The organism is Streptomyces cathayae (assembly GCF_029760955.1).
In the GTDB taxonomy this organism is placed as follows: domain Bacteria; phylum Actinomycetota; class Actinomycetes; order Streptomycetales; family Streptomycetaceae; genus Streptomyces; species Streptomyces cathayae.
This window is the reverse complement of the sequence record NZ_CP121682.1, coordinates 1,815,429-1,840,418: the sequence shown is the minus strand read 5'-3', so window position 1 is coordinate 1,840,418 and position 24,990 is coordinate 1,815,429. Positions and strand designations below refer to the sequence as shown.

Here is a 24,990-nt window from a genome sequence, read left to right as displayed (position 1 = left end):
GTGGCGGAGGGGCATCGGAGGTTGCTGGTGGCCGTGGGTACGACTCGGGCCCGGTGGTCCCGGCTGGCCGCCTATCCCACCCGTGGCGTCGTCCTGGCCTTCGCGTTCGTCGTCGTGCTGGGTGCGGCCCTGCTGATGCTGCCGGCCGCCACCGAGCCCGGCAGGGACACCGGCGTACTGACTGCCCTGTTCACCTCCACGGGGGCGGTCAGCGGCGGGCTGCCCCTCGTGGGGACCGGCAGCCACTGGAGCGCGTTCGGCGAGGGCGTGGTCCTGGCTCTGATCCAGATCGGCGGGTTCGGCATCATGACGCTCGCGTCGCTGCTGGCCCTGCTCGTCTCCGGTCGGCTGCGACTGCGGACACAGCTCGCCACGCAGGAGGAGAGGAGCCTCAGCGTCGGTGGCATCCGTCGGGTGGTCCTGGGAGTCGCGGGCATCACGCTGGCCGTCGAACTGGCCACGGCCGCCGTGCTCACGGTCCGTTTCCACATCGGCCATGGTCTGACAGCCGGAAACGCCGTCTACCACGGGATCTTCTACGGGATCTCCGCCTTCAGCAACGCCGGGTTCGGGCTGCGCGACGACAACCTCGTCGGCTATGCGCACGATCCCTGGATCGTCCTGCCGATCGCCGCCGCCTGTGTGCTCGGTGCCCTCGGCTTCCCCGTACTGTTCGAACTGCTGCGCAGCCGCCCGGGCGCCCGCGGCGGCACCCGGCACCGCTGGTCCCTGCACACCCGGCTCACCCTCCTCACCTCCGCGGTCCTGCTCACCGTCGGCACCGTCATGACCTGCGCGCTGGAGTGGAGCAACCCGAGGACTCTCGGATCCCTGGACTGGGGGGACAAGCTGCTGGACGGGTTCTTCACCGCTGCCAGCGCGCGTACCGCCGGCTTCACCACCGTCGACACCGGTGCCATGGAACCGGCCACCCTCCTGGGCATCTGCGTGCTGATGTTCATCGGCGGCGGCAGCGCGGGTACCGCGGGCGGCATCAAGGTCACCACGTTCGCGGTCCTGGGAGCGGCGATCCTGGCCGAGATCCGTGGGCGCACCGACGCGGACATCATGGGCCGCCGGATCTCCGCGGCCACGCTGCGCCAGGCCCTCACCGTGGCGCTGCTGGGTGTGGGTCTCGTCATGGCGGGCACCTTGGTGTTGCTCGCCGTCACCAGGGAAAGAGCCGACGCGGTCCTGGCGATCCTGTTCGAGGCCGTCTCCGCTTTCGGCACGGTCGGCCTGAGTACCGGCATCACCGGGGAACTTCCCGCAGTCGGCCAACTCACCGTCATCGTCATGATGTTCGTCGGGCGCGTCGGCCCGATCACTCTCGCCAGCGCGCTCGCACTGCGTCAGCGCGACCGCCGGTACACCCTGCCCGAGGAGCGACCCGTCATTGGCTGACCACTTCAAGTCACTGCGCCCACACCGACGTCGGAGTTCCGCCGACCGTCGCCCGGCCCGCGATTCCAGAGTGGCGGTGATCGGTCTCGGCCGTTTCGGACGGTCCGTGGCGGCTGAGCTGATGCGGCGTGACTGGGACGTGCTCGGCGTCGACGCCGACGTCGGCATCGTCCAGAGGGTCGGCGAAGAGCTGACCCAGGTCGCCGCCGCGGACTGCACCGACCCCGCTGCGCTGGCGCAGCTCGGCGTCGGCGAGTTCTCCCGCGTGGTGGTCGGTATCGGCACCGACCTGGAGGCCAGCATCCTGACCACCTCCAACCTCGTCGACGCCGGCGTGGCCGCCATCTGGGTCCGGGCCACCACCCGGCAGCACGGCCAGATCCTGGAACGCATCGGTGCCCACCACATCGTCCTGCCCGAGCACGACATGGGCGAGCGCGTGGCCCACCTGGTCACCGGCCGGATGCTGGACTTCATCGCCTTCGACAGCGATTACGCGCTGATCAAGACGCTTGCCCCGAAGGTCGTCGGCGGGATCCCGCTGGGCGAGAGCCGGGTGCGCAGTACGTACGGCGTGACCGTCGTCGGCATCAAACGCCCCGGCGCCGACTTCACCCACGCCACCGCCGAGACGGTCGTCCATCCCGGCGACGTCATCATCGTCACGGGCAGGACCCGGGCGGTGGAGATGTTCGCGGAGCTGGACCGGTGAGACGCACCGTCGACGCAGGCACCACGGCCTCGGACATCGACGGAACGACGATCCAGGCCGACCGAGCAGCAGCGTGAGCCCGCTCATGGTGTGAACCAGTGCGCGTCCGCGTTCGGACCGGCGAAGGCCGAGACGTTGTCGTCGGCGCTCGAGCCGTAGGCGGACAGGACCTCGAAGAAGCTGATCGTCACCCTTCCTCGTGTCGCAGGGGCCGTCGGAATGCCGGCAGTCCGACGCGGTCGGCGGGGTCAGGAGGGGAAGCCGTAATGCCGAGGCGCCGGCTTGCCCACCTTCACCCGACGAGGTGGGCACAGCCGCCGCACGACCGGAGGCCGCAGGTCACCGGCAGCGGTCAGGAGCATGCCCAGCGGGGCAAGCGGCCCACCACGGCACGGAACCTCTCCCGCCCTGCCGTGACGCTCGCGTCCCACAGACCTGAGGTGTCACCGCTCAGCGAGAGGGACTGGAGCCGCTGTTCCTCGGCGAGAAGGCCGGCACCCGCCGCGTTCTGGTCCAGCACCCCCATCGCGGTGAGCGCCGCATGGACGCAGGACACCGCGTCAGCAGCGTTTCCCGAGCCGTGGGCCAGCAGGGCATACCGCAGGCAGAGGACGGCGAAGAAGGCGTAGGTGTCGGCGGCATCGGTGATCCCCTCCTCGATCGGCTGAAGCTCCGGGAACCGCTCCAGCAGGCGTACGCGCTCGGCGACGTCGGCGAACGGCCGGTCGACGCACCAAAGATCGCGCACGGACTCCGTAGAGAGGTCCAGGTCGACTTCCCGCCCCGGTGCGCCTGCCCGCAGGCCCACGAACAGTGGCGCCATGCGTTCAGCGCAGGCGGCGACATACAGGCGGATCACCGCACCGTGCTCGTTACGAAGTGCCTCCGCGACGGCCCCCTCCACCAGCGTCTCCACGCCCCCACCTTCATCCCGTTCGAACAGATCGACAGGCTACCCAGCGGGCTGACGGCCGCAGCTTGACGAGTCAGGACCCTGAGGTGTCCGGACAGCCCCGTTCTCCAGGCTGAGCCCGCGTCAGTTCGACAAGCCGATCACCGCGCTGCGCCGGGAAGGCGCGGGTTCGGTCCGCAGGGGCCGGCCGTGGAGCACGCCGCTGAAGGACCGGGTACCTGCTGGTCACCGCGCGGTCGCGTTCGGCGGGGAACCGTGATGTGCGAGCCGGTGTCTGGAGTGAGCAGCGCGGGCCCGTGCCGGGTGAGCATGGTTGCGGCAGCATGTTCTGCCCCGAGCAGAGGCGTGGGCTGTCGGTCATGACGCTCTGGGCGGCCCGCATGCGGGGCAGCGAGCCGGGAAAAGGTCCTGACCTGGCCCTCCCCCCGGACTCGCTCCGGCCCACAAGATGAAGCCTTCGGTTCCGGCCAAAAGTCCCAGAAAAGTCCCAGAGGTGCCGCCACGCCCCCTCTTGCCTCGCGTTCATGCAGGTCAGAAGGGGTATGGCGGCGTCTTTTCCGAAGACCTTCAGATGTCCCGGAAGGGACCAGTCGACCCCCTGACCTGCAGCGCACTGTCGCCCCGCATCGCTGACCTGCGCAGACGTCCTTTCGACTGTTTCACGGTCATGCCCGTTGATGCGGCCGGAAGTCCCAGAGAAGTCCCAGAGGACTCCCGATGCCCGTGGTTACTCTTTCGGCTCTATACAGGGTGACGGTGCGGTGTGGACTGGTGCTCGGTTGGCCGAACGCTGGGGGCGAGTGGGCACGGGAATTCGTGTGTGCGATCGGTTGAACGCATTTGTAGACGCCGACTCGGCGGAACCGGCGCCTTGGTGGTCGGTTCCATGTGTTCCCGATGGCACATCAGTGGAGTGCGTGGCGGTGCTTGAGCCTGCCACGAAAGGTTCCTGACCTGCGGTTTTGTGCGTGCGCATTATGTGCGGTATGGGCGATATCTTGACGCTGAAACGATGCTCTTGCTGATGGTGTGTCAGGTGTGTTGCCGGGTTGGTCAGGGCACCTGAAGGGACTGGCGTGGCAGAGGTCCCGCCTGCCAGGCGGCCTGACCTGCGGTAACGCGGTCGCCTTCCATGTCGTTTCAACGTCCGCACTATTCGTGCGAGTATCCTGCCAAACCCTCCCCATGTTCACCTTAGCGACATATCGGGCAAGTTTCGTGCTCGGTTGGTGGAGTGAAAGCGCGTTGGCGCTGTCCGTCATGGCCGCCGCCCGTACGGGCCACCTGGTCGTCTGCGACGAGGACGGCCTGCGCACCGGCCTGGTCACCCTGGCCCGGCTCACCGCCGTCCGTGACAGCTCCGGATGCACGGACCGGATCCGCCTGCGCGACATCGCCGGCGACTTCGGGCCCTGCGCATCCCCGCTGAACACGATGGCCGAAGCCGAGCACGCGATGCGCCACCAGCCGCTCGGGACCCTGCCCATGGCCGAAGAACACGGCAGCGCTCCGGGCGTGCTCGCCCTCTCCCGCTGAACCGCCCTCACCACACTCGGCCCCGTTCTCTCTTCTCCCTGTGAGAGATCATGCGCTGTGTCATCGCCCGCTTCCCGTTCGACCTGACCAAGAGCGGCGTGCTGGAATCGATGAAGGGCATCAAGCCCGAGTCGGTCACCGGTGACTTCGTCATCATCGGACGACGCCACTACCCCGCCAAGCAGGTCGGCCAGGTCATCACCCGCCAGGACCGCCGCGATTTCAGCACCGGCGAGGTCCTCAGTGCCATGGCCCGACTCGGCTTCACCTGCCGCAGCCACACCAAAGCCGCCCCTGCGCCCACGACCAGCCCGTACCAGAGCGGGCTTCCGCAACGCTCGGCACTCCCCTTGTCCGCCTGACCTACGGACAGGTGTGAGCCGAACAGAGCAGTGAGGCCCGACCGGCACGCCGGTCGAGCCTCACTGTGTGCCGTGCCGCTCCCGGCGCGGCGGCGGGTCAGTGGGTCAGTGGTCGGAGTAGCTGAAGTCGCCCACGGTCCAGGCACTGACGTCCTCGATCGCAACGCGATACATTCCGCCCGTCTCCGGAATCCCCACCGGGCCCTGCAGGATCCGGGCGACATGGAAGTGCAGATGCGTGGGCGGCCCGTCCTTCTTCGCCGGGGAGTCGAAGACGGCAGAGAACTCGCCCAGGTCGGCGGAATCCGTCAAAACCTCCGACACCCTCTGCCTCCACACGGCTTCGGGAGCCAGGCGACCGGTGATGACAGCACCACCGGTGACCACGGTCAGGGACATCTGATTGCTCCGCCCGGACTCCACCAGGGCGGCTATGTCAACGATCAGCTCGTCAGGCTTCGGCATGAGATCGGATTCTATGCACCGGCCCGTCCGCGCGGCCCAGGTGGTGGCACTACCCGGTAAGACGGGCGCACACGGCTTCCCCGGTGCCGCAATACAGGTCAAGCGTGCGCATGTGCGGCGCCTGCGAGTCGGGATCGTGGACGGCCACCTCGACGGGGAACGGGTGGGCCGTCAGTTCCGGTGTCCAGGTGCCCCCACTGTGGCGCAGGGCGCTGGTGACGAGTTCGGACACGATCAGGACCGCGGTGTCCGCGGCTCCCCGGGGTAATCGTCGGCTGCCGCAGGTCTTCGAGGAAGGCCCGTGCGGTATCACGTGTGTCGGCGACGGCCGCGGTGGAACGGACAGGTGTGTCGGTGACGGACATCGCGTTCATCAGGGTCACCCTGGCCTCTGGATCGTCCATGCCCGGCCCTTGCCCACCCGCCGCCTGTGCCCCGCCCGCCGATCCGCCGGAGTCACCGTGCTTGCCGGAGGGGACTGAGAATCGCGGTCGACGCGCCGCGCCGGTCGGCGGCGTCATGGGAAAGCCCGGTGGGCGGCTCTGGGTCTCATCCGTGCGTGGGACCTGCGCTGCGGACGGCCCCAAGCCTTCGCAGATCGGCTCAGGGGGATACCTCATCGTCGAGCGCACCAAATCTATGCTTGCTGCAGTAGACATTCGTCGCCTGCGTGATTATGGTTTCTCTCGTAGTCGAGATCGAGCAGGGCCCGGCAGACACGAACTGCCGGGCAGCAGTACACGCATGACGGTGCGGTGGTGGAGTTTCGAAGCCAGGTTGTTGTACGACGGCGACGGGACTGACGACCGGACCGGGTGGCCCGCAGTGACGAGGGGCCGCCGTGAGCAGGACCGCAGTCGATGCGGTTGCAGTACCAGCAGTGCTGTATCGAGCGGTGCCCTCGGTGAAGGCGTCGGGCTGCGGACGCGCGTGCCGGGGGTTCGGCAGTGGGGTTCCAAGCCAGATTGGACGCAGGACGGGCGACGGGATCGGCTGCCGGAGGTGGCGCTGTGCGAGGCCACCAGCAGTTCGCGGTATCAGCAGTACAAGCGGCAGTTCCCGTTTGGTAAGTGATTGGTTCAGAGGGAAGAACGGAGGAGTCGAGCGCCATCAGGATCGCCCGGGCGGAAGACGCGAAGCCCGGGTACCGAGGACATCGATAGGTAGGTGGTCTCCGGTCACGCATCCGCGATCCCCGCACCCCCGTCGGAGTATCGGGCGGCTGTGCGGAAACAGAAGGCTGGCGCAGCACTAGGGCCGGCAGATGGTGTTGCAGTTCCTTCGGGGCCTTGGTGCCGTACGGCACCAAGGCCCCTCCACGCGTTCTACAGAGAGGTGAGATGACAGCAGATGAATCGCTGAGCCGTCTCGACGACGACGACTACCCCGCCTACACGATGGGCCGGGCCGCCGAGCTGCTCGGTACCACTCCCGGCTTTCTCCGCGCCATCGGCGAAGCGCGACTGATCACACCACTGCGCTCCGAGGGCGGACACCGCCGCTACTCCCGCTACCAACTGCGCATCGCGGCCCGCGCGCGTGAGCTCGTCGACCAGGGCACCCCGATCGAGGCCGCATGCCGGATCATCATCCTCGAAGACCAGCTCGAAGAAGCGCAGCGCATCAACGCCGAACACCACCGCGCCGGCGAATCGTCCAGTCCATCGGCCGCAGCCTGAGGTGAGCGGGCCCGCCGGCATCGGCGGGCCCTCACACCCGCGCACGGCCGGGCTGTGGCGCGCAGGGATGGTCCTCGTGTCCGAACGGTTCCACTGGCCTTTCCCTCGCCTCCGGTCCCGGCCGCGGCGCCCACCTCGGGTGAGACGGCCGGCATGCTCTGTACCCGAAGTTCCGGGTATTCGCCCTCCTCACCAACTGCCGCGACAACGGCCGCCCTCGACGGGTTCGACGTGGCCGTTTGCCACCTCCCCTCCAGGACATCCCCCATACGGCCGCAGCCGCTGATGGGGCCGCGAGTGCGGCGAGAGCACCGTGCCGCAGGAGTGAATGCGCTGCTGTTGTGGTCAATAGGCGGCGAGGGAAATGACGATGTAGTGCGCGGTGAAGGCCGCCACGGTCAAAGCGTGGAACACCTCGTGGAAGCCGAACCAGCGGGGCGAGGGGTCGGGGCGTTGGACGACGTGGACCACCGCGCCCGCGCTGTAGAGGAGACCGCCGGTCACTACCAGGGTGACTACGGCCGCTCCGGCGGTGTGCAAGAAGTCGGACGGGCAACGCACCGGTGCCCCCCAGGGCCAGGTAGCAGGGGGTGTACAGCCAGCGGGGAGCGTTGACCCACAGGACACGGAAGGCGGTACCGCCTTCACCAGTCCCTGTCCTGGCCGTCGGCGTGATCCGATCGATCCGGGGCACCCGGTGCGGGTGCCCCGACCCTGTCGGGAGGAAGAGATCACACAGGCAATGGATCACCACGCCCCACTCTCCGGTAGCGTCAAGGTATGAGTCATCCGCACCCCGAGCTGAAAGCCGCCCCGCCCCTGCCCGAAGGAGGGCTGCGGGTCATCGCCCTGGGCGGCCTGGGTGAGATCGGCCGCAACATGACCGTCTTCGAGCACGCCGGCAAGCTGCTCATCGTCGACTGCGGGGTGCTGTTCCCTGAGGAGACCCAGCCCGGCGTGGACGTGATCCTGCCGGACTTCACCTCGATCCGGGACCGGCTGGACGACATCGTGGCCGTGGTCCTCACCCACGGCCACGAGGACCACATCGGCGGTGTGCCGTACCTGCTGCGCGAGCGCTCCGACATTCCCGTCGTCGGCTCCAAGCTGACGCTGGCGTTCCTGGAGGCCAAGCTCAAGGAACACGGCATCCGGCCGCGCACGGTGCGGGTGAAGGAGGGCGATCGGCGCGGCTTCGGGCCCTTCGACTGCGAGTTCGTGGCGGTCAACCACTCCATCCCGGACAGCCTCGCGGTCGCGATCCGCACCGGCGCCGGGATGGTGCTGCACACCGGCGACTTCAAGATGGACCAGTTCCCTCTCGACGACCGCATCACCGATCTGCGCGCCTTCGCCCGGCTCGGCGAGGAGGGCGTGGACCTGTTCCTCACCGACTCCACCAACGCCGAAGTACCCGGCTTCACCACCTCCGAGCGTGAGCTGAACCCGGCGATCGAGCAGGTGATGCGCACCGCGCCGCGCCGGGTCATCGTCTCCAGCTTCGCCAGCCACGTGCACCGCATCCAGCAGGTCCTGGACGCCGCCCACCAGCACGGCCGCAAGGTCGCCTTCGTCGGCCGGTCGATGGTCCGCAACATGGGCATCGCCCGGGACCTGGGCTATCTGAAGGTCCCGTCCGGTCTGGTCGTGAGCACGAAGGAGCTGGAGAAGCTCCCGGACCACAAGATCGCTCTGGTGTGCACCGGCTCCCAGGGCGAACCGATGGCCGCGCTGTCGCGGATGGCCAACCGCGACCACATGATCCGCATCGGCAAGGGCGACACCGTCCTGCTCGCCAGCTCCCTCATCCCCGGCAACGAGAACGCCATCTACCGGGTGATCAACGGACTCACCCGGTGGGGCGCCCATGTGGTCCACAAGGGCAACGCCAAGGTGCACGTCTCCGGGCACGCCAGCGCCGGCGAACTCGTCTACTGCTACAACATCGTCCGCCCCCGCAACGTCATGCCCGTGCACGGCGAATGGCGCCATCTGCGGGCCAACGGCGACCTCGCCATCCGTACCGGCGTGGACCCCGACCGGGTCGTCATCGCCGAGGACGGCGTCGTCGTCGACCTCGTCGACGGGCGCGCGTCCATCACCGGCAAGGTCCCCGCCGGCAACGTGTACGTGGACGGCATGGAAGTCGGCGGCGCCACCGAAGCGTCCCTCAAGGACCGCCTCACCCTCGCAGAGGAAGGCGTGGTCACGGTGGTGGCGATCGTCGACGCGGACACCGGCGCCCTCGCCGAGGCCCCCGACTTCCTGGCCCGCGGCTTCGTCCACGACGACGCCACCTTCGAGCCGGTCGTCCCCGTCATCGAGAAGACCCTGGCCACCGCGGCCGAGGAGGGCGTCGGGGACGCGCGCCAACTCGAACAGCTCCTCGCCCGCGCCGTGGCGAACTGGGCGTTCCGCGCCCATCGCCGCAAGCCCCTCATCATCCCCGTCATCATCGACGCCTGAGCCACAGCGAGGCAGCAGAACCGATGTCACATGCCGACAGCCGTGGCACAGAAAGATGCATGGGATGAGCCCGCGCTTCAAAGAGATCGACTACGCCCGACCCCGCTGAGGGGGAGCAGCGTGCGGCGTCGCGGCGTCCGGGGTCGGACGCCGATGTGTACAAGGTGAAAACTCGGCGATGGGTTCGTGATGTCCAGGCTCTTCACCGGCCAGCTGGGTCGGCCTGTACGAACAACTGCGCGCACGGTAATCCGTCACGCGGCGGCCCGGCTGCGGGAGGCGAGCTGGGGGAAGGCGTCCTCCCACACGGTGCGCACGGTGCGGCCGACGAGTGTGCGCAGCACCGGCCACAGCTGGAGGAGCAGGTCCTGGTTGAGGTAGCGGGGCAGGTCGTCGCGCAGGCCCTCGTGCAGGACGGTGCGGTACAGGCCCATGCGCTGGCGAGGCTTGCCCATGTCGTACGAGGTCATCCCGGACCAGGCCATGTGCAGCGGTAGCTCCACGACCCGGTGGGTCGGGCCGTGCAACTCGTCCAGTGACTCCGGCAGACGCCGTCGGAACTTCTCCCGGTACAGCGCGAGGTCCTCGGCGACCGGGCCCGAGAGGTCGCTCGGCGCGGGTGCGGGGTGCTGTGGGCTGGAGGGCATGAGTCCCTTATGGCGGCCGGAGAAGTGGCCCGGGTCATGATGTGCGAGCTTGTGTCCGGAGTCAACGGGAGCGGGCTGGTGCAGGTGCGCTGGGCGTGGCGGTCCGTTCCGTCCGAAGACGAGGAATGGACTGTTGGTCATGACGCTCTGGGCGCCTGCACGCTGGGCAGCGAGTCGAGAAACTAGTCCTGACCTGGCCTTTTCCGTGACTCGCTCAGGCCGACACCTCTCCGATGACGCATCAGGTCGAGTGCGCAGCGACCGGAGGCCTTCGGTCCCGGCCAAAAGTTCCAGAAAAATCCCAGAGGTTCCGCCACCTCCCCTCCCGCCTCGAATTTATGCAGGTCAGGAGGGGTATGGTGGAACTTTTTCTGAAGGCTTTCAGATGTCCCGGAAGATCTCGATCTGGGCCCCGACCGAGTTCAGCCGTTCGGCCAGGTCCTCGTAACCACGGTTGATGACATACACGTTGCGCAGGACCGACGTGCCCTCCGCCGCCATCATGGCCAGGAGGACGACCACGGCGGGGCGCAGGGCCGGGGGGCACATCATCTCGGCGGCGCGCCAGCGGGTGGGGCCCTCGACCAGGACCCGGTGGGGGTCCAGGAGTTGGAGGCGGCCGCCGAGGCGGTTGAGGTCGGTCAGGTAGATGGCGCGGTTGTCGTAGACCCAGTCGTGGATGAGGGTCTGGCCCTGCGCGACCGCCGCGATCGCCGCGAAGAACGGGACGTTGTCGATGTTCAGGCCCGGGAACGGCATCGGGTGGATCTTGTCGATCGGCGCCTCCAGCTTGGAGGGCCGGACCGTGAGGTCGACCAGCCGGGTGCGGCCGTTGTCGGCGACGTACTCGGGGCTGCGGTCGTGGTCGAGGCCCATCTCCTCCAGGACCGCGAGCTCGATCTCCAGGAACTCGATCGGCACCCGGCGCACCGTCAGCTCGGACTCGGTGACGACGGCCGCGGCGAGCAGGCTCATCGCCTCGACCGGGTCCTCGGAGGGGGAGTAGTCCACGTCGACGTCGATGGTGTGCATGCCGTGCACGGTGAGCGTGGTGGTGCCGATGCCCTCGACCTTGACGCCCAGCGCCTCCAGGAAGAAACACAGGTCCTGGACCATGTAGTTGGAGGAGGCGTTGCGGATGACGGTGACGCCGTCGTGCCGGGCGGCGGCCAGCAGCGCGTTCTCGGTGACCGTGTCCCCGCGTTCGGTCAGCACGATCGGCCGGTCCGGGCGCACGGTGCGGTCCACCACCGCGTGGTACTGCCCCTCGGTCGCGGCGATCTCCAGGCCGAACCGGCGCAGCGCGATCATGTGCGGCTCGACGGTACGGGTGCCGAGGTCGCAGCCGCCCGCGTACGGCAGCATGAAGCGGTCCTGGCGGTGCAGCAGGGGGCCGAGGAACATGATGATCGAGCGGGTGCGGCGGGCCGCGGCCGCGTCGATGGAGTCCAGGTCCAGCGTGGCGGGCGGCACGATCTCCAGGTCGACGCCGTCGTTGATCCACCGGGTACGGACGCCGATGGAGCCCAGCACCTCCAGGAGGCGGTACACCTCCTCGATGCGGGCGACGCGGCGCAGCACCGTGCGGCCCTTGTTGAGCAGGGAGGCGCACAGCAGTGCCACGCACGCGTTCTTGCTCGTCTTCACATCGATGGCACCCGAGAGGCGGCGGCCGCCGACGACCCGCAGATGCATGGGGCCGGCGTAGCCCAGAGAGACGATCTCGCTGTCGAGTGCTTCGCCGATGCGGGCGATCATCTCAAGACTGATGTTCTGGTTGCCGCGCTCGATGCGGTTGACGGCGCTCTGGCTGGTGCCGAGAGCCTCCGCCAGTTGCGCCTGCGTCCAGCCGCGGTGCTGCCGGGCGTCACGGATGAGCTTACCGATGCGTACGAGGTAGTCGTCTGACATGAGGCTGAGGCTATCTCAGATATGAGATGGCGCCTCCCGGGGGCTCCTTGGGTGGGTCCATTCGGGTGATAAGACGTCAATATTACCTGGTGTGGCGGGTGCTGCGCGTGCGTCGCCATCCGAAAGGTCCGGGCAAATCCATCGATGTCGTACGACGTCCCGTGCTGCTCACGGTGTGGCGCGGGCCGCGCCTCCCGCCGGTGGTGATGGACCAGGAGCGCTTGTTGATGTTCAGGCGCACCCCCGGGAAGATCCTGAAGCTCTTGCGGAACGTGAGTGGCATCCTTGTCTCCCTCGCTGGGTTCGTGGCGCCGGGTTCACGACGCCGGGTTCACGATGTCGTTGCCGTGCGTCTACCCCGTCCGGGTCAGGTGATGGCGGGGCCGGGGAAGGGAGGGTCGGGAATGAGGGGAGGGCTGGGGGCTGGGTACCCGGGAGGGCGGCATCCGGGTGTCGCGGGCAGGCCCACGCATGACCATTCGGCCGTGGTGTACTAGAGTTATCTCGACATCGAGATATCTGCCGAGGTGCACCGCAGTCGCCACCTTGGTAAGGAGTACCTAACTTAGCCTTACCTTAGCGGATCGGTCGAGACGTGGGTGGCGGCACCACGCGGCGCTGGCCGCACACGGTGTGCGGTGTGGTGGTACGCGTACATCAATGAAGGAGACTGTCGTGTCGGCGAACAGCTTCGACGCCCGCAGCACGCTGCAGGTGGGCGACGAGTCGTACGAGATTTTCCGGCTGGACAAGGTCGAGGGCTCCGCACGCCTTCCCTACAGCCTGAAGGTGCTGCTGGAGAACCTGCTCCGTACCGAGGACGGCGCGAACATCACCGCCGACCACATCCGTGCGCTCGGCTCCTGGGACTCCCAGGCCCAGCCGTCGCAGGAGATCCAGTACACCCCCGCCCGTGTGATCATGCAGGACTTCACCGGTGTTCCCTGTGTCGTGGACCTCGCCACCATGCGCGAGGCCGTCAAGGAGCTCGGCGGCGACCCGGCGAAGATCAACCCGCTGGCCCCGGCTGAGCTGGTCATCGACCACTCCGTCATCGCCGACAAGTTCGGCACCAACGACGCCTTCAAGGTGAACGTCGACCTGGAGTACGGCCGCAACAAGGAGCGCTACCAGTTCCTGCGCTGGGGCCAGACCGCCTTCGACGAGTTCAAGGTCGTCCCGCCCGGCACCGGCATCGTCCACCAGGTGAACATCGAGCACCTGGCCCGCGTCGTCATGACCCGTGACGGCAAGGCCTACCCCGACACCCTGGTCGGCACCGACTCGCACACCACCATGGTCAACGGCCTCGGCGTCCTCGGCTGGGGCGTCGGCGGCATCGAGGCCGAGGCCGCCATGCTCGGCCAGCCGGTCTCCATGCTGATCCCGCGCGTCGTCGGCTTCAAGCTGACCGGTGAGCTCAAGCCCGGCACCACCGCCACCGACCTGGTGCTGACCATCACCGAGATGCTGCGCAAGCACGGCGTCGTCGGCAAGTTCGTCGAGTTCTACGGCGAGGGCGTCGCCGCGACGAGCCTGGCCAACCGCGCCACCATCGGCAACATGTCGCCGGAGTTCGGCTCCACCGCCGCCATCTTCCCGATCGACGGCGAGACGCTGAACTACCTGCGCCTGACCGGCCGCAGCGAGCAGCAGGTCGCGCTCGTCGAGGCGTACGCCAAGGAGCAGGGCCTCTGGCTGGACCCGAAGGCCGAGCCGGACTTCTCCGAGAAGCTCGAGCTGGACCTGGCCACGGTCGTACCCTCCATCGCCGGCCCGAAGCGCCCGCAGGACCGCATCGTCCTCGCCGACGCGAAGGCCCAGTTCTCCCAGGACGTACGCAACTACGTCAAGGACGGCGGCGACGTCGACGAGGCCAGCAAGGAGTCCTTCCCGGCCTCCGACTCGCCGGCCATCTCCAACGGCGCCCCCAGCCACAAGGTGAAGGTCACCGCCGCCGACGGCACGGAGTACGAGCTCGACCACGGCCACGTCACCGTCGCCGCGATCACCTCCTGCACCAACACCTCCAACCCGTACGTCATGGTCGCCGCCGCCCTGGTGGCCAAGAAGGCGGTCGAGAAGGGCCTGACCCGCAAGCCGTGGGTCAAGACCACCCTCGCCCCGGGCTCCAAGGTCGTCACCGACTACTTCGACAAGGCGGGCCTGACCCCGTACCTCGACAAGGTCGGCTTCAACCTCGTCGGCTACGGCTGCACCACCTGCATCGGCAACTCCGGCCCGCTGCCGGAGGAGGTCTCCAAGGCGGTCAACGAGCACGACCTCGCCGTCACCTCGGTGCTCTCCGGCAACCGCAACTTCGAGGGCCGGATCAACCCCGACGTCAAGATGAACTACCTGGCGTCCCCGCCGCTGGTCGTGGCCTACGCCATCGCCGGTTCGATGAAGGTGGACATCACCCGCGAGTCCCTGGGCCTGGACCAGGACGGCAACCCGGTCTTCCTCAAGGACATCTGGCCGACCGAGGCCGAGGTCAACGACGTCGTCGCCAACACCATCGGCGAGGACATGTTCACCAAGTCCTACGCCGACGTCTTCGCCGGTGACGCCCAGTGGCAGGCGCTGCCGATCCCGACCGGCGACACCTTCGAGTGGGACGCCGAGTCCACCTACGTCCGCAAGCCCCCGTACTTCGAGGGCATGGGCATGGAGCCGGCCCCGGTCGAGGACATCGCCGGCGCCCGCGTGCTGGCCAAGCTGGGCGACTCGGTCACCACCGACCACATCTCCCCGGCCGGTGCCATCAAGGCCGACACCCCGGCCGGCAAGTACCTCACGGAGCACGGCGTCGAGCGCCGCGACTTCAACAGCTACGGCTCCCGCCGCGGCAACCACGAGGTCATGATCCGCGGTACGTTCGCCAACATCCGCCTGCGCAACGAGATCGCGCCGGGCACCGAGGGCGGCTACACCCGCGACTTCACCCAGGACGGCGGTCCGGTGTCGTTCATCTACGACGCCTCGCGCAACTACATCGACCAGGGCATCCCGCTGGTCGTCCTGGCGGGCAAGGAGTACGGCTCCGGCTCGTCCCGCGACTGGGCCGCCAAGGGCACCGCGCTGCTCGGCGTCAAGGCCGTCATCGCCGAGTCGTACGAGCGCATCCACCGCTCGAACCTCATCGGCATGGGCGTGCTGCCGCTCCAGTTCCCGGAGGGCCACACCGCCGAGACCCTCGGTCTCACGGGCGAGGAGACCTTCTCCTTCGCCGGCGTCACCGAGCTGAACAACGGCACCATCCCGGGCACGGTGAAGGTCACCACCGACACCGGCGTCGAGTTCGACGGTGTCGTCCGCATCGACACCCCCGGCGAGGCGGACTACTACCGCAACGGCGGCATCCTGCAGTACGTGCTGCGCAGCCTGATCAGCAAGTGACCCGGTCGACGAGTGACCTGGTCGGTAAGTGACCTGATCGGCAAGTAAGCGGTATCGCAAGACAGTCGAGGGCCGCATCCCCGTCCGCCGGGGATGCGGCCCTCGCTGCGTCAGCCGTTTACAACCGGAGCGTACGGCGCTACCTTCCCTGACGAGCGGGATGGGAGCGCTCCCATCCTTTCGGCGGACCGGAACCCGCCGCAGGTGCGCTCCCGTCCCGCTCGCCCCCCCACGCACCCATGCGCACGACCCGTAATCGCAGCGGGGCACTTGTCGGCACAAGGGAAAGGCGGGTTCGGGCCAGGCCCGAACCCGCCTCGAGGGGTGGGCTCAGCTCAGGAGTTCCACCTCCGCCAGGGCCGACTCACCGGTGAGGACCAGCCGGTAGTGGCCGTAGGCCTTCGGCTTGTCGATGGAGAAGGCCCGGGTCTGCCGGTCCCAGCGGAAGGACTCGTCCGCCCGCTCGTCCAGGTCCTTCCACGTCCGGCCGTCCGAAGACCCCTGCAGCACCCAGCCCGTGGGCGCCTCGGCGGCCTTCGAGGACGTCAGCGTGTACTGCACCGCCTTCGGCTGCCCGGTCACCGGCAGGTCGACCGCGGACACCGTGGCGCCGGTCGCCGACGTGTCGTCGAACAGGGCGCCCTCGGCCCTCAGCACGTCCGCGCGGGGCGTGGGCACCTTGTCGTCCCGGGTGATCGACACCGGTGCCGCGTTCTTGCCGGTGCCCCACGACGACGGCCGCGGGCCCATGTCGAACTCCAGGACGCCGCCCTTCGCGATCAGCGCGTGGGGGAGCGAAGTGGAGTTCCAGCGCTTGCCGTTGACCTTCAGTCCCTGCACGTAGACGTTCTTCGCGCTGTTCTTCGGCGCCTTGACGACCAGCTTGCGGCCGTTCTCCAGGTGCACGGTCGCCTTGGTGAACAGCGGGGAGCCGATGGCGTACTCGCCGCTGCCCATCACCAGCGGGTAGAAGCCGAGCGAGGAGAACAGGTACCAGGCCGACTGCTCGCCGTTGTCCTCGTCGCCGTGGTACCCCTGCCCGATCTCGCTGCCGGTGTAGAGCCGGGACAGCACCTCACGGACGTTCTTCTGGGTCTTCCAGGGCTGCCCGGCCGCGTCGTACATGTACAGGGCGTGGTGGGCGACCTGGTTGGAGTGCCCGTACATGCCCATCCGGACGTCCCGCGCCTCGGTCATCTCGTGGATGACCCCGCCGTAGGAGCCCTTGAACTCCGGGGAGGCCGTCTCCGGGGTGGCCAGGTACGCGTCGAGCTTGTCCGCGAGGCCGCCCCGCCCGCCGTAGAGGTTGGCCAGGCCGCGGCTGTCCTGGGGGGCGGTGAAGGCGTAGCCCCAGCCGTTGGTCTCGGTGTAGTCGTGACCCCACACGCGCGGGTCGTACTTCGAGGACTCGACGCGCCAGTCGCCCTTCGTGTTCTTCCCCTGGAAGAAGCCGGCCTCGGAATCGAAGAGGTTGACGTAGTCCCGGGCCCGGTTCAGGAAGTACGCGGACTCCTCCCGGTAGCGCCTGTCGCCGGTCTTCTCGTACAGGGCCTCGCCCATCTTCGCGATGCCGTAGTCGTTGAGGTAGCCCTCCAGCGCCCACGACAGGCCCTCGTGCGTCTCGGTGCCGGTGTAGCCGAGGAACGGCGAGGTCGCCATGCCCTTGCGGCCCACACCGGACGACGGGGGCACCACGGTGGCGTTCTTCACGGCCGCGTCGTACGCCGCTTCCGCGTCGAAGCCGACGCCCTTGACGTAGGCGTCCGCGAACGCCACGTCCGAGGAGGTGCCGGTCATCAGGTCGGCGTAGCCGGGGGAGGACCAGCGCGAGGTCCAGCCGCCGTCCTTGTAGTGCTGCACGAACCCGTCGACCAGCTCACCCGCCTTGGAGGGGGTCAGGAAGGAGTAGGCGGGCCAGGTGGTCCGGTAGGTGTCCCAGAAGCCGTTGTTGACGTACACCTTGCCCTCGACGATCTTCGCGCCGGTGTGCGTCGGGGTGTCGGGCCCGGGCATCTTCGAGAACGGCGAGGCGTACTTGTGGGTGCCGTCGACCTTCTCGAAGCCGGAGTTCGGGTACAGGTACAGCCGGTACAGGCTGGAGTAGAGCGTGGTCAGCTGGTCCGGGGTGGCGCCCTCGACCTCGACCTTGCCGAGGATCCGGTCCCACTGTTGCTGGGCGCTCTTCCTGACCGCCTCGAAGGAGCGGCCCTCGGGGATCTCCTGGCGCAGGTTGTCCTTCGCCTGGTCGACGCTGATCAGGGAGGTGGCCAGGCGCAGGGTGACCGTACGGTCCTTGCCCGCGTCGAACCGCAGATGGCCCGTGACGCCGTTCGCGTCGCCGCCGGTGACCTTCTTGTCGAACTCGCCGTACACGAACAGCCGGGTGGCGCCCGTGGACAGCCCGGACTTGACGTCCGAGTAGCCGGTGAAGGTGCCGTTCTCCCTGTCGAGGGTCAGGCCGGCCTGCTCGGTGACGTTGTCGAACAGGACGCTCGCGTCGTCGCCGGGATAGGTGAAGCGCATGACCGCCGCGTGGTCGGCCGGCGCGATCTCGGCCTTCTGGCCGTTCTCGAACCGCACCCCGTAGTAGTACGGCCGCGCGGTCTCGTTCTCGTGACGGAAGGCCAGTTCGCGTTCCTCCCGGCCGAGGTCCGGGGTGCCGGACGCGGCGGAGGGCAGCACCTGGAAGGTCTGCCGGTCGCCCATCCAGGGACTCGGCTCATGGCTCGCGCTGAACGCCTGGATCGTCGGCAGGTTGTCCGCGTTGTTGCCGCGCGCGTAGTCGTACAGCCAGCTCAGCGAGCCGGCGTTGGTCACCGGGGTCCAGAAGTTGAAGCCGTGCGGCACGGCCGTCGCCGGGAAGTTGTTGCCGCGGGAGAAGCCGCTGCTGGAGTTGGTGCCCCGGGTCGTCACCGCGTGGTCGGACAGGTGGGCCTTGGGCCGTTCGGGTTTCACCGTGGTCAGCGAGATGTCGTCCAGCCAGCCGCGGAACTTGGCGGGTCCCTTGGGGGAGTCGTACGCCACCAGGATCCGGTCGACGGTCCTGCCGGCCGCGACCGAGCCGATCCGGGAGGTCACGTCGTTCCACTGGTTGACGTACAGGACCTTCGAGGCGCCCTGCCCGCGCGGGGTCAGCGGGAAGCCGTGCTGGTCGGTGGCGCGCAGGTCGCTCAGCCGGGAGCCGTCGGTGAAGACCAGGTCCACGGAGACGTGGGTGGCGTCGTAGTCGAGGTCGCCGTCCGCCATGGACGGGAAGACGCGGTAGGCCAGCTGGGTGTTCCGGCCGACCGCCACATCGACGTCGAAGACCTTGTTGTACGAGTACGCCCGTCCGTCGGCGGTGTGCCGTCCGGCGTAGCGCAGGGCACGCTTTCCGGTGAATCCGGCGCCCGACTTCGCCGTCGGGGAGCCGCTCGGGCCGCGGTCGACCAGCGAGAGCATGTCCTGCGGGACGGGCTCCTCGGTATCGCCGGTGGAGAACTGGACGTCGGCGAGCTGGAGCGCGTCCGCCCCGCCGTTCTTCGTGATCTCCAGCCGGAAGTGCCGGTACCCGGCGACGGCCGACGCGTCGAGGTCGTAGACCTTGGTCTGGAACCGCTCGGCGAACGTCTCGCCCGAACGGGTGTCGAGGGTCTTCCAGTTCTCGCCGTCGGCCGACCCCTTCAGGGTCCAGTCCCGCGGGTCGCGTTCGGCGTGGTCGTTGGCCGAGGTGAGCGCGTACCGGACCACCTCGACCGGTGCGTCCAGGTCGAACTCGGCCCAGCCGGTGGACGCGAAGGCCAGCCACTTGCTGCCGGGCTCGCCGTCGGCGAGGTTCTCCTTCACCTCCCCGGCGGCCGTGTGCTCCGAGCTGGCGCGCACGTCCGTGACGTGGTCGGTGACATTGCCCGGTATGCCGCTGCTGAAGCCGCCGTCCACGCCCGAGGCGCGCTTCTTGCCGCCCGGTGCGGTGTCGACCGTGTTCAGCCAGTCGGGGGAGGGCTCCCCCGGCTCGAACGACGAAGCGAACTCCCGGTCGGCCCGGTCGGGGGCCCCGGGAAGGGCGACCGCGACGCCCGGCGAGGCCGCTGCCACGGCGAAGGCGGTCGTCGCGACGACCGCCGGACCCCATCTGAGGCGAACTCTGTGCCGAACTCCGTGTTGCATGCGCGAGCACCCTCCCTGCGCTGGACAACGTTGTCAAAATTGCTGCGCAAGCACCAGTAGTGGGCCAAGTGGCGAGTGGTGTCAAGGGTGTTGGCTGCGTCGTTCACGTCCGGGGGAAGGAATTCCTCCGCTGCGGAACGCGATGACCGATCATTTTTCCGCCAGGTCTCAACTCGGAAAAGACCGATGGTGAACCTTGTGTTCGATCTTGCTCCGTCGGAGGGAAGTGGACTATACCTGTCGGCACTCCGGGGCATTCTCACAGCACCTCGAACAGCAGACGTCCCGTACCACCGGTGCCGTCGGCACCGGCCGCACTTCCTGCACGACCCAGCTTGACCCGAACGCGGTGCCGGGAAGGATCCGGTTCACCGCCTGAGTCCTGGAGAAGGCGAGGACTTGAGCATGGGATCCACTTCCGCCGAGAACGACGGCACCCGTGACCGCGGCACGCGTACCCGCGATATTTTCGGCCACAGCACCACCGGAGTCGGCCGCCGTGATCTGATCAAGCGGTCCGCGGTGCTCGGCCTGGTCTCCGTACCCGCGATGGGTTTCCTGTCCGCGTGTGCCAGCGGCGGCGGGAAGGACCAGGACAAGGCCGAGGCGGGCAAGAAGACCGAGCAGAACCCGCTCGGCGTCAATGACACCGCGCAGATGGAATTCGTCCTGTTCGACGGCGGTTTCGGCAAGGAGTACGCCGAGGACGCGGTCAAGATCTACGAGAAGGCCTTCCCCGGGGCGACGGTCGATTTCTCCGCCACCCAGAAGATCCAGTCCACCCTGCAGCCGCGGTTCAACCAGGGCACCCCGCCCGACCTCATCGACAACTCCGGCGCCGAACAGATGGACATGGGCGTCCTGGTCGGCAAGAAGCAGCTCGCCGACCTCACCCCGCTGCTGGACGCCCCCTCCTACGACGACCCGGCCAGGAAGGTCCGCGACACGCTGCGCCCCGGCATCGTGGAGATGGGCCGGTTCGACGGCGAGCAGGTCTGGATCCTGTACTACGCCTACACGGTCTACGGCGTCTGGTACTCGCAGAAGGCCCTGGCCTCGCTCGACGAGCAGTACCCCGAGACCTGGGACCAGATGCTCGCGGTCTGCGCCAAGGCCAAGAAGAAGGGCATGGCGGGCTGGACGTACGCGGGCAAGTACCCGTACTACCTCCCCTTCTCGCTCTACCCGATGATCGGCAAGGTCGGCGGGCGCGAGGTGCTCGACGCCATCGACAACCTGGAGCCGAACGCCTGGAAGCACCCCGCCGTCAAGGCGTGCCTCGAGGCCTACTACGAGCTCCAGCAGAAGGGCTACGTCCTCAGGGGCACCCCGGGCCTGGACCACGTCCAGTCCCAGACCGCCTGGGCCCAGGGCAAGGCGCTGTTCATCCCGAACGGCTCCTGGGTGGAGAACGAGTCGGCGAAGGTCATCCCCGCCGACTTCGACCTGGCCGTCTCCGCGCCCACCGGACTCGACTCCTCCGACAAGCTGCCCTTCGGCACCATCTGGGCCTCCGGCGGCGAACCCTTCGTCGTCCCCGCCAAGGCGAAGAACGGCACCGGCGGCATGGAGCAACTGCGCATCATGCTCAGCGAGGCGTCCTCGAGGAACTTCACCGGCAAGGTGAAGTCGCTGACCGCGTACAACGGCGGCACCGACGGCATCGAACTCACCCCGGGCCTGAAGGCCGGTGTCGCCGCGCTCGACAAGGCCGGCGAGAACGTGGTGAACCCGCGCATCCAGGACTGGTACGTGCAGCTCCAGAAGGAGAAGATCGGCGTCTCCGGGATCGGCGAGATGATGGCCGGCCGCGCGACCCCGGCCGAGACCATCAAGAAGATCCAGGGCTTCGCCGACGAGGCGGCCAAGGACTCGTCGATCAAGCACTACAAGCACCAGTGAGAATCCGTCACCGGGGCCGGTCCGGCACACCCGTGCCGGACCGGCCCCGGCGGCGCCCGCGCGCAGAACGGGGTCACCAGCAATGCAGCACGGCAAGTACCGGTTCATCGTGGGGTTCCTGGCGGCCCCCCTGGGGCTGTACGCGCTCTTCGTCGTCTGGCCGTTCATCCAGTCGATCTACTACTCGTTCACGGACTGGACCGGGCTGAGCCCCGATTTCACGATGGTGGGGCTCGACAACTACGCGCGCATGCTGGACGACGACATCTTCTGGAAGTCGTTGCGGCACAGCCTGCTGTTCGCCCTGCTGGTACCGGTGGTGACGATCGGACTGGCGCTGTTCCTCTCCTTCATGATCAACGTGGGCGGCCGGCGGCGCCGCGGCGGACCGGTGATCTCCGGGGTCCGCGGCTCCGCGTTCTACAAGATCGTCTACTTCTTCCCGCAGGTCCTGTCGATCGCGATCGTCGCCCTGCTGTTCGCTTTCGCGTACAACCCGGACAGCGGTGCGATCAACTCGTTCCTGCGGGCGGTCGGGCTCGACGACGTCCAGCCGCTCTGGCTGGGCGATCCGGGCCTCGCCCTGTGGGCCGTCATGGCCGTGGTCGTCTGGTCCACGGTCGGCTTCTTCGTGGTCCTCTTCTCCGCCGGTATGGCGTCCATCCCGATGGACCTCTACGAGGCGGCGCTGCTCGACGGCGCCGACCGGATCACCACCTTCTTCCGCATCACCCTGCCGCTGCTGTGGGACACCGTGCAGTCCGGCTGGGTCTACATGGGCATCCTCGCCCTGGGCGCCGAATCGTTCGCGGTCGTGCACATCATGACGACCGGGCCCGGCGGCCCCGACTACTCGACCACCGTCATGGTCCTGTACGTGTACCAGAAGGCGTTCCGTGACGGTCAGGCCGCCTACGCCACCACCATCGGCGTCGCCCTGCTCGTCGTCACGCTGGCCTTCGCCGCCCTCGTGATGAAGCTGGGGCGGCGCGAGCGGCTGGAGTACTGATCCGATGAAGACGACCGAGACCCCCGCCCCGGTACCGGCCGAGCCCGGTGGCACCCTCACCAGGCTCACCAAGGCCGACGGCCCCGGCGGCGCGTCCCCCGGGAAGGAGAAGACGGGCGGCGTCCTCAACGTCTTCTCCCACGGCGTCCTGGTGATCTGGGCGATCATGGTGGCCCTGCCGCTGGTGTGGGCGGTGATGACGTCCTTCAAGGACGACGCCGCCATCTTCGGCTCGCCCTGGTCGCTGCCGGACAGGCTCCACTTCGAGAACTGGTCGCGGGCCTGGACCCAGGCCCACATGAGCGACTACTTCCTCAACACCGTCCTGGTGGTGGGCGGTTCACTCATCGGCACGCTGGTGCTCGGCTCGATGGCCGCCTATGTGCTGGCCCGCTTCGAGTTCCCGGGCAACCGGTTCATCTACTACCTGTTCATCGGCGGCATGAGCTTCCCGGTCATGCTCGCCCTGGTCCCGCTGTTCTACGTCGTCGACAACATGGGCCTGCTGAACACGATCCACGGGCTGATCCTGGTCTACATCGCGTACTCGCTGCCGTTCACGGTGTTCTTCCTGACCGCGTTCTTCCGGACCCTGCCCGGTACCGTGGCGGAGGCCGCGTTCGTGGACGGGGCCTCGCACACCAGGACGTTCTTCCAGATCATGCTCCCGATGGCCAGGCCGGGCCTGATCAGCGTGGGCATCTTCAACTTCCTGGGCCAGTGGAACCAGTACATGCTGCCCACCGTGCTCAACACCGACGAGGACAAGCACGTCCTCACCCAGGGCCTGGTGCAGCTGGCCGTCAGCCAGGGCTACAAGGGGGACTGGTCCGGCCTCTTCGCCGGCCTCGTGATGGCGATGCTCCCGGTGCTCGCCGCGTACATCGTCTTCCAGCGCCAGGTCGTGCAGGGCCTCACCGCGGGCGCCCTGAAATGAGGTCCCGGGCCCTTGCGGGCCCTCCCGCAACAGCCCCGCGGCCACCCCTCGCCGCGCCCCCGGGGATCCTCTGAAGTCACCCTCCGGATCTGCTCGCGCACCCGCCGTACCCGTCCCTGGGAGCGGCGGGTGCCGACGTGTGCAAGTACTCGGAAACGGTTCAACCTCTTGACGGAAGGCAACCGGAACAGCTCATCTTAGAGTTCACTAGTTGGACACGGAATGGGGTCTCATCGAAGCGGCCCCGCGCGCAGGAGGTCGTCGTGGAGACTCCGGGGTCACAGTCGTCGCTGCACCGAGCCAATCTGGAACGGGTCGTTCGAGCGGTACGGCTGGCCGGCTCCCTCACCCAGGCCGAGATCGCGAGGACGACGGGCCTGTCCGCGGCGACGGTCTCCAATATCGTCCGGGAGCTGAGGGAGGGCGGGACGGTCGAGGTCACGCCCACGTCGGCGGGCGGCCGCCGGGCCCGCAGCGTCTCGCTCAGCGGGGACGCCGGGATCGTCATCGGGGTGGACTTCGGGCACGCCCACCTGCGGGTGGCCATCGGGAACCTCGCCCACCAGGTGCTGGCCGAGGAGTCCGAGCCGCTGGACGTGGACGCCTCCTCGGCGCAGGGCTTCGACCGGGCGGAGCAACTGGTCAGCCGGCTGATCGAGGCGACCGGGGTGGACCCGGCCAAGGTCGCCGGGATAGGCCTCGGCGTGCCCGGTCCGATCGACGTGGAGTCCGGCACCCTGGGCTCGACCGCGATCCTGCCCGGCTGGACTGGCACCAAGCCCGCCGAGGAGCTGCGGGGGCGGCTCGGCGTGCCCGTGCACGTGGACAACGACGCGAACCTCGGCGCCCTCGGAGAGATGGTCTGGGGCAGCGGCCGGGGCGTGCGGGACCTCGCGTACATCAAGGTCGCCAGCGGTGTCGGAGCCGGACTGGTGATCAACGGGAAGATCTACCGCGGACCCGGCGGCACGGCGGGGGAGATCGGACACATCACGCTCGACGAGTCGGGGCCGGTCTGCCGGTGCGGCAACCGCGGCTGCCTGGAGACGTTCGCGGCGGCCCGCTACGTGCTCCCGCTGCTCCAGCCCAGCCACGGCACGGACTTGACGATGGAAGGCGTCGTACGGCTGGCGCGCGAGGGTGATCCCGGCTGTCGTAGGGTGATCGCCGACGTCGGCCGTCACATCGGCAGTGGAGTCGCCAATCTCTGCAACCTGTTGAACCCGAGCAGGGTCGTGCTGGGCGGTGACCTCGCCGAGGCCGGTGAGCTGGTGCTCGCACCGATAAGGGAGTCCGTCGGCCGCTACGCGATTCCCAGCGCGGCGCGTCAACTCTCCGTTCTCCCCGGGGCACTCGGGGGCCGTGCGGAGGTGCTCGGCGCGCTCGCCCTCGCGCTGGGTGAAATGGGCGATTCCACCCTGTTGGACGGCACCGCCACCGGGTCCCTCACCGTGGCCTCTCCTGCCTTCACTTAGAGAACGATTGGCACCGTTGCCATCTCG

General features: G+C 68.3%; 16 protein-coding genes and 4 pseudogenes. 12 read left to right on the top strand and 8 right to left on the bottom strand.

The genetic code is table 11. From position 1 onward, the window contains the following. Together PYS65_RS08270 and PYS65_RS08265 are read left to right on the top strand one after the other, a co-directional pair. A complete protein-coding gene (locus tag PYS65_RS08270) occupies positions 1 to 1,404 on the top strand; it encodes a TrkH family potassium uptake protein (RefSeq protein ID WP_279333142.1) in 1,404 nt (467 codons plus the stop codon). Positions 1,405 to 1,474: 70 nt separating this feature from the next. Then, positions 1,475 to 2,116, top strand: a complete 642-nt coding sequence (locus tag PYS65_RS08265) for a potassium channel family protein (RefSeq protein ID WP_279333141.1) — start codon at positions 1,475 to 1,477, stop codon at positions 2,114 to 2,116. 352 nt (positions 2,117 to 2,468) lie between these two features. On the opposite strand, the gene PYS65_RS08260 is transcribed toward PYS65_RS08265, so the two are convergent. After that, positions 2,469 to 3,032 carry a hypothetical protein gene (locus PYS65_RS08260; protein ID WP_279333140.1) on the bottom strand — a complete coding sequence of 188 codons (564 nt, stop codon included), beginning with the start codon at positions 3,030 to 3,032 and terminating at the stop codon, positions 2,469 to 2,471. 109 nt (positions 3,033 to 3,141) lie between these two features. Here PYS65_RS08260 and PYS65_RS08255 point away from each other — a divergent pair. The 3 pseudogenes from PYS65_RS08255 to PYS65_RS08245 all read left to right on the top strand — a co-directional run. Further along, positions 3,142 to 3,243: pseudogene (locus tag PYS65_RS08255) on the top strand (IS5/IS1182 family transposase); the annotation flags it as partial. Between the two features lie 1,031 nt (positions 3,244 to 4,274). After that, positions 4,275 to 4,565 (top strand): annotated as a pseudogene (locus PYS65_RS08250) (CBS domain-containing protein); the annotation flags it as partial. A 50-nt stretch (positions 4,566 to 4,615) separates the two neighbouring features. Then, positions 4,616 to 4,944 (top strand): annotated as a pseudogene (locus PYS65_RS08245) (SCO5918 family protein). A gap of 88 nt (positions 4,945 to 5,032) precedes the next feature. On the opposite strand, the gene PYS65_RS08240 reads toward PYS65_RS08245, so the two are convergent. After that, entirely contained in the window at positions 5,033 to 5,392 is a 360-nt protein-coding gene (locus PYS65_RS08240; RefSeq protein ID WP_279333138.1) for a hypothetical protein, read from the bottom strand. A gap of 49 nt (positions 5,393 to 5,441) precedes the next feature. Beyond that, positions 5,442 to 5,624, bottom strand: a complete 183-nt coding sequence (locus tag PYS65_RS34930) for a hypothetical protein (protein ID WP_341483678.1) — start codon at positions 5,622 to 5,624, stop codon at positions 5,442 to 5,444. A gap of 1,108 nt (positions 5,625 to 6,732) precedes the next feature. Here PYS65_RS34930 and PYS65_RS08230 point away from each other — a divergent pair. Further along, complete coding sequence (locus PYS65_RS08230; RefSeq protein WP_279333137.1) at positions 6,733 to 7,071, top strand: helix-turn-helix domain-containing protein; 339 nt, start codon at positions 6,733 to 6,735, stop codon at positions 7,069 to 7,071. A gap of 345 nt (positions 7,072 to 7,416) precedes the next feature. Here PYS65_RS08230 and PYS65_RS08225 read toward each other — a convergent pair. Next, a pseudogene (locus tag PYS65_RS08225) lies at positions 7,417 to 7,711 on the bottom strand (hemolysin III family protein); the annotation flags it as partial. Positions 7,712 to 7,851: 140 nt separating this feature from the next. On the opposite strand from PYS65_RS08225, the gene PYS65_RS08220 reads away from it, so the two are divergent. After that, positions 7,852 to 9,537: a ribonuclease J gene (locus tag PYS65_RS08220; protein ID WP_279333136.1), complete on the top strand. Its 1,686-nt coding sequence runs from the start codon at positions 7,852 to 7,854 to the stop codon at positions 9,535 to 9,537. A gap of 254 nt (positions 9,538 to 9,791) precedes the next feature. Here PYS65_RS08220 and PYS65_RS08215 read toward each other — a convergent pair whose 3' ends face one another. From PYS65_RS08215 to PYS65_RS08205, 3 genes are all read right to left on the bottom strand, one after another. Continuing rightward, the gene (locus PYS65_RS08215) at positions 9,792 to 10,184 is read right to left on the bottom strand and encodes a hypothetical protein (protein WP_279333135.1); all 393 of its coding nucleotides are present in this window, start codon (positions 10,182 to 10,184) and stop codon (positions 9,792 to 9,794) included. A gap of 381 nt (positions 10,185 to 10,565) precedes the next feature. Further along, a complete protein-coding gene (locus PYS65_RS08210; protein WP_279333134.1) occupies positions 10,566 to 12,095 on the bottom strand; it encodes a helix-turn-helix domain-containing protein in 1,530 nt (509 codons plus the stop codon). An 82-nt stretch (positions 12,096 to 12,177) separates the two neighbouring features. Beyond that, positions 12,178 to 12,378, bottom strand: coding sequence for a DUF4236 domain-containing protein (locus PYS65_RS08205; protein WP_279333133.1), 201 nt, complete (start codon positions 12,376 to 12,378; stop codon positions 12,178 to 12,180). A 392-nt stretch (positions 12,379 to 12,770) separates the two neighbouring features. On the opposite strand from PYS65_RS08205, the gene acnA reads away from it, so the two are divergent. After that, complete coding sequence (acnA, locus tag PYS65_RS08200; RefSeq protein WP_279333132.1) at positions 12,771 to 15,494, top strand: aconitate hydratase AcnA; 2,724 nt, start codon at positions 12,771 to 12,773, stop codon at positions 15,492 to 15,494. 330 nt (positions 15,495 to 15,824) lie between these two features. Here acnA and PYS65_RS08195 read toward each other — a convergent pair whose 3' ends face one another. Beyond that, positions 15,825 to 19,640: a GH92 family glycosyl hydrolase gene (locus PYS65_RS08195; protein ID WP_279333131.1), complete on the bottom strand. Its 3,816-nt coding sequence runs from the start codon at positions 19,638 to 19,640 to the stop codon at positions 15,825 to 15,827. 405 nt (positions 19,641 to 20,045) lie between these two features. On the opposite strand from PYS65_RS08195, the gene ngcE reads away from it, so the two are divergent. The 4 genes from ngcE to PYS65_RS08175 all read left to right on the top strand — a co-directional run bounded on the left by ngcE (position 20,046) and on the right by PYS65_RS08175 (position 24,963). Next, complete coding sequence (gene ngcE / locus PYS65_RS08190; RefSeq protein ID WP_279333130.1) at positions 20,046 to 21,542, top strand: N-acetylglucosamine/diacetylchitobiose ABC transporter substrate-binding protein; 1,497 nt, start codon at positions 20,046 to 20,048, stop codon at positions 21,540 to 21,542. Between the two features lie 82 nt (positions 21,543 to 21,624). After that, a complete protein-coding gene (locus PYS65_RS08185; protein ID WP_279333129.1) occupies positions 21,625 to 22,551 on the top strand; it encodes a carbohydrate ABC transporter permease in 927 nt (308 codons plus the stop codon). Between the two features lie 4 nt (positions 22,552 to 22,555). Next, positions 22,556 to 23,488, top strand: a complete 933-nt coding sequence (locus tag PYS65_RS08180; RefSeq protein ID WP_279333128.1) for a carbohydrate ABC transporter permease — start codon at positions 22,556 to 22,558, stop codon at positions 23,486 to 23,488. Positions 23,489 to 23,751: 263 nt separating this feature from the next. Beyond that, on the top strand, positions 23,752 to 24,963 hold the full coding sequence (locus PYS65_RS08175; protein WP_279333127.1) for an ROK family transcriptional regulator: 1,212 nt from the start codon (positions 23,752 to 23,754) through the stop codon (positions 24,961 to 24,963). Positions 24,964 to 24,990: the final 27 nt, after the last annotated feature.

Coding starts and splice junctions, on each gene's coding strand:
- ngcE (WP_279333130.1), top strand. CDS start 20,046: ATGGGATCCACTTCCGCCGAGAACGACGGCACCCGTGACCGCGGCACG.
- PYS65_RS08215 (WP_279333135.1), bottom strand. CDS start 10,184: ATGCCCTCCAGCCCACAGCACCCCGCACCCGCGCCGAGCGACCTCTCG.
- PYS65_RS08220 (WP_279333136.1), top strand. CDS start 7,852: ATGAGTCATCCGCACCCCGAGCTGAAAGCCGCCCCGCCCCTGCCCGAA.
- PYS65_RS08210 (WP_279333134.1), bottom strand. CDS start 12,095: ATGTCAGACGACTACCTCGTACGCATCGGTAAGCTCATCCGTGACGCC.
- PYS65_RS08230 (WP_279333137.1), top strand. CDS start 6,733: ATGACAGCAGATGAATCGCTGAGCCGTCTCGACGACGACGACTACCCC.
- PYS65_RS08185 (WP_279333129.1), top strand. CDS start 21,625: ATGCAGCACGGCAAGTACCGGTTCATCGTGGGGTTCCTGGCGGCCCCC.
- PYS65_RS08195 (WP_279333131.1), bottom strand. CDS start 19,640: ATGCAACACGGAGTTCGGCACAGAGTTCGCCTCAGATGGGGTCCGGCG.
- PYS65_RS08180 (WP_279333128.1), top strand. CDS start 22,556: ATGAAGACGACCGAGACCCCCGCCCCGGTACCGGCCGAGCCCGGTGGC.
- PYS65_RS08205 (WP_279333133.1), bottom strand. CDS start 12,378: ATGCCACTCACGTTCCGCAAGAGCTTCAGGATCTTCCCGGGGGTGCGC.
- PYS65_RS08240 (WP_279333138.1), bottom strand. CDS start 5,392: ATGCCGAAGCCTGACGAGCTGATCGTTGACATAGCCGCCCTGGTGGAG.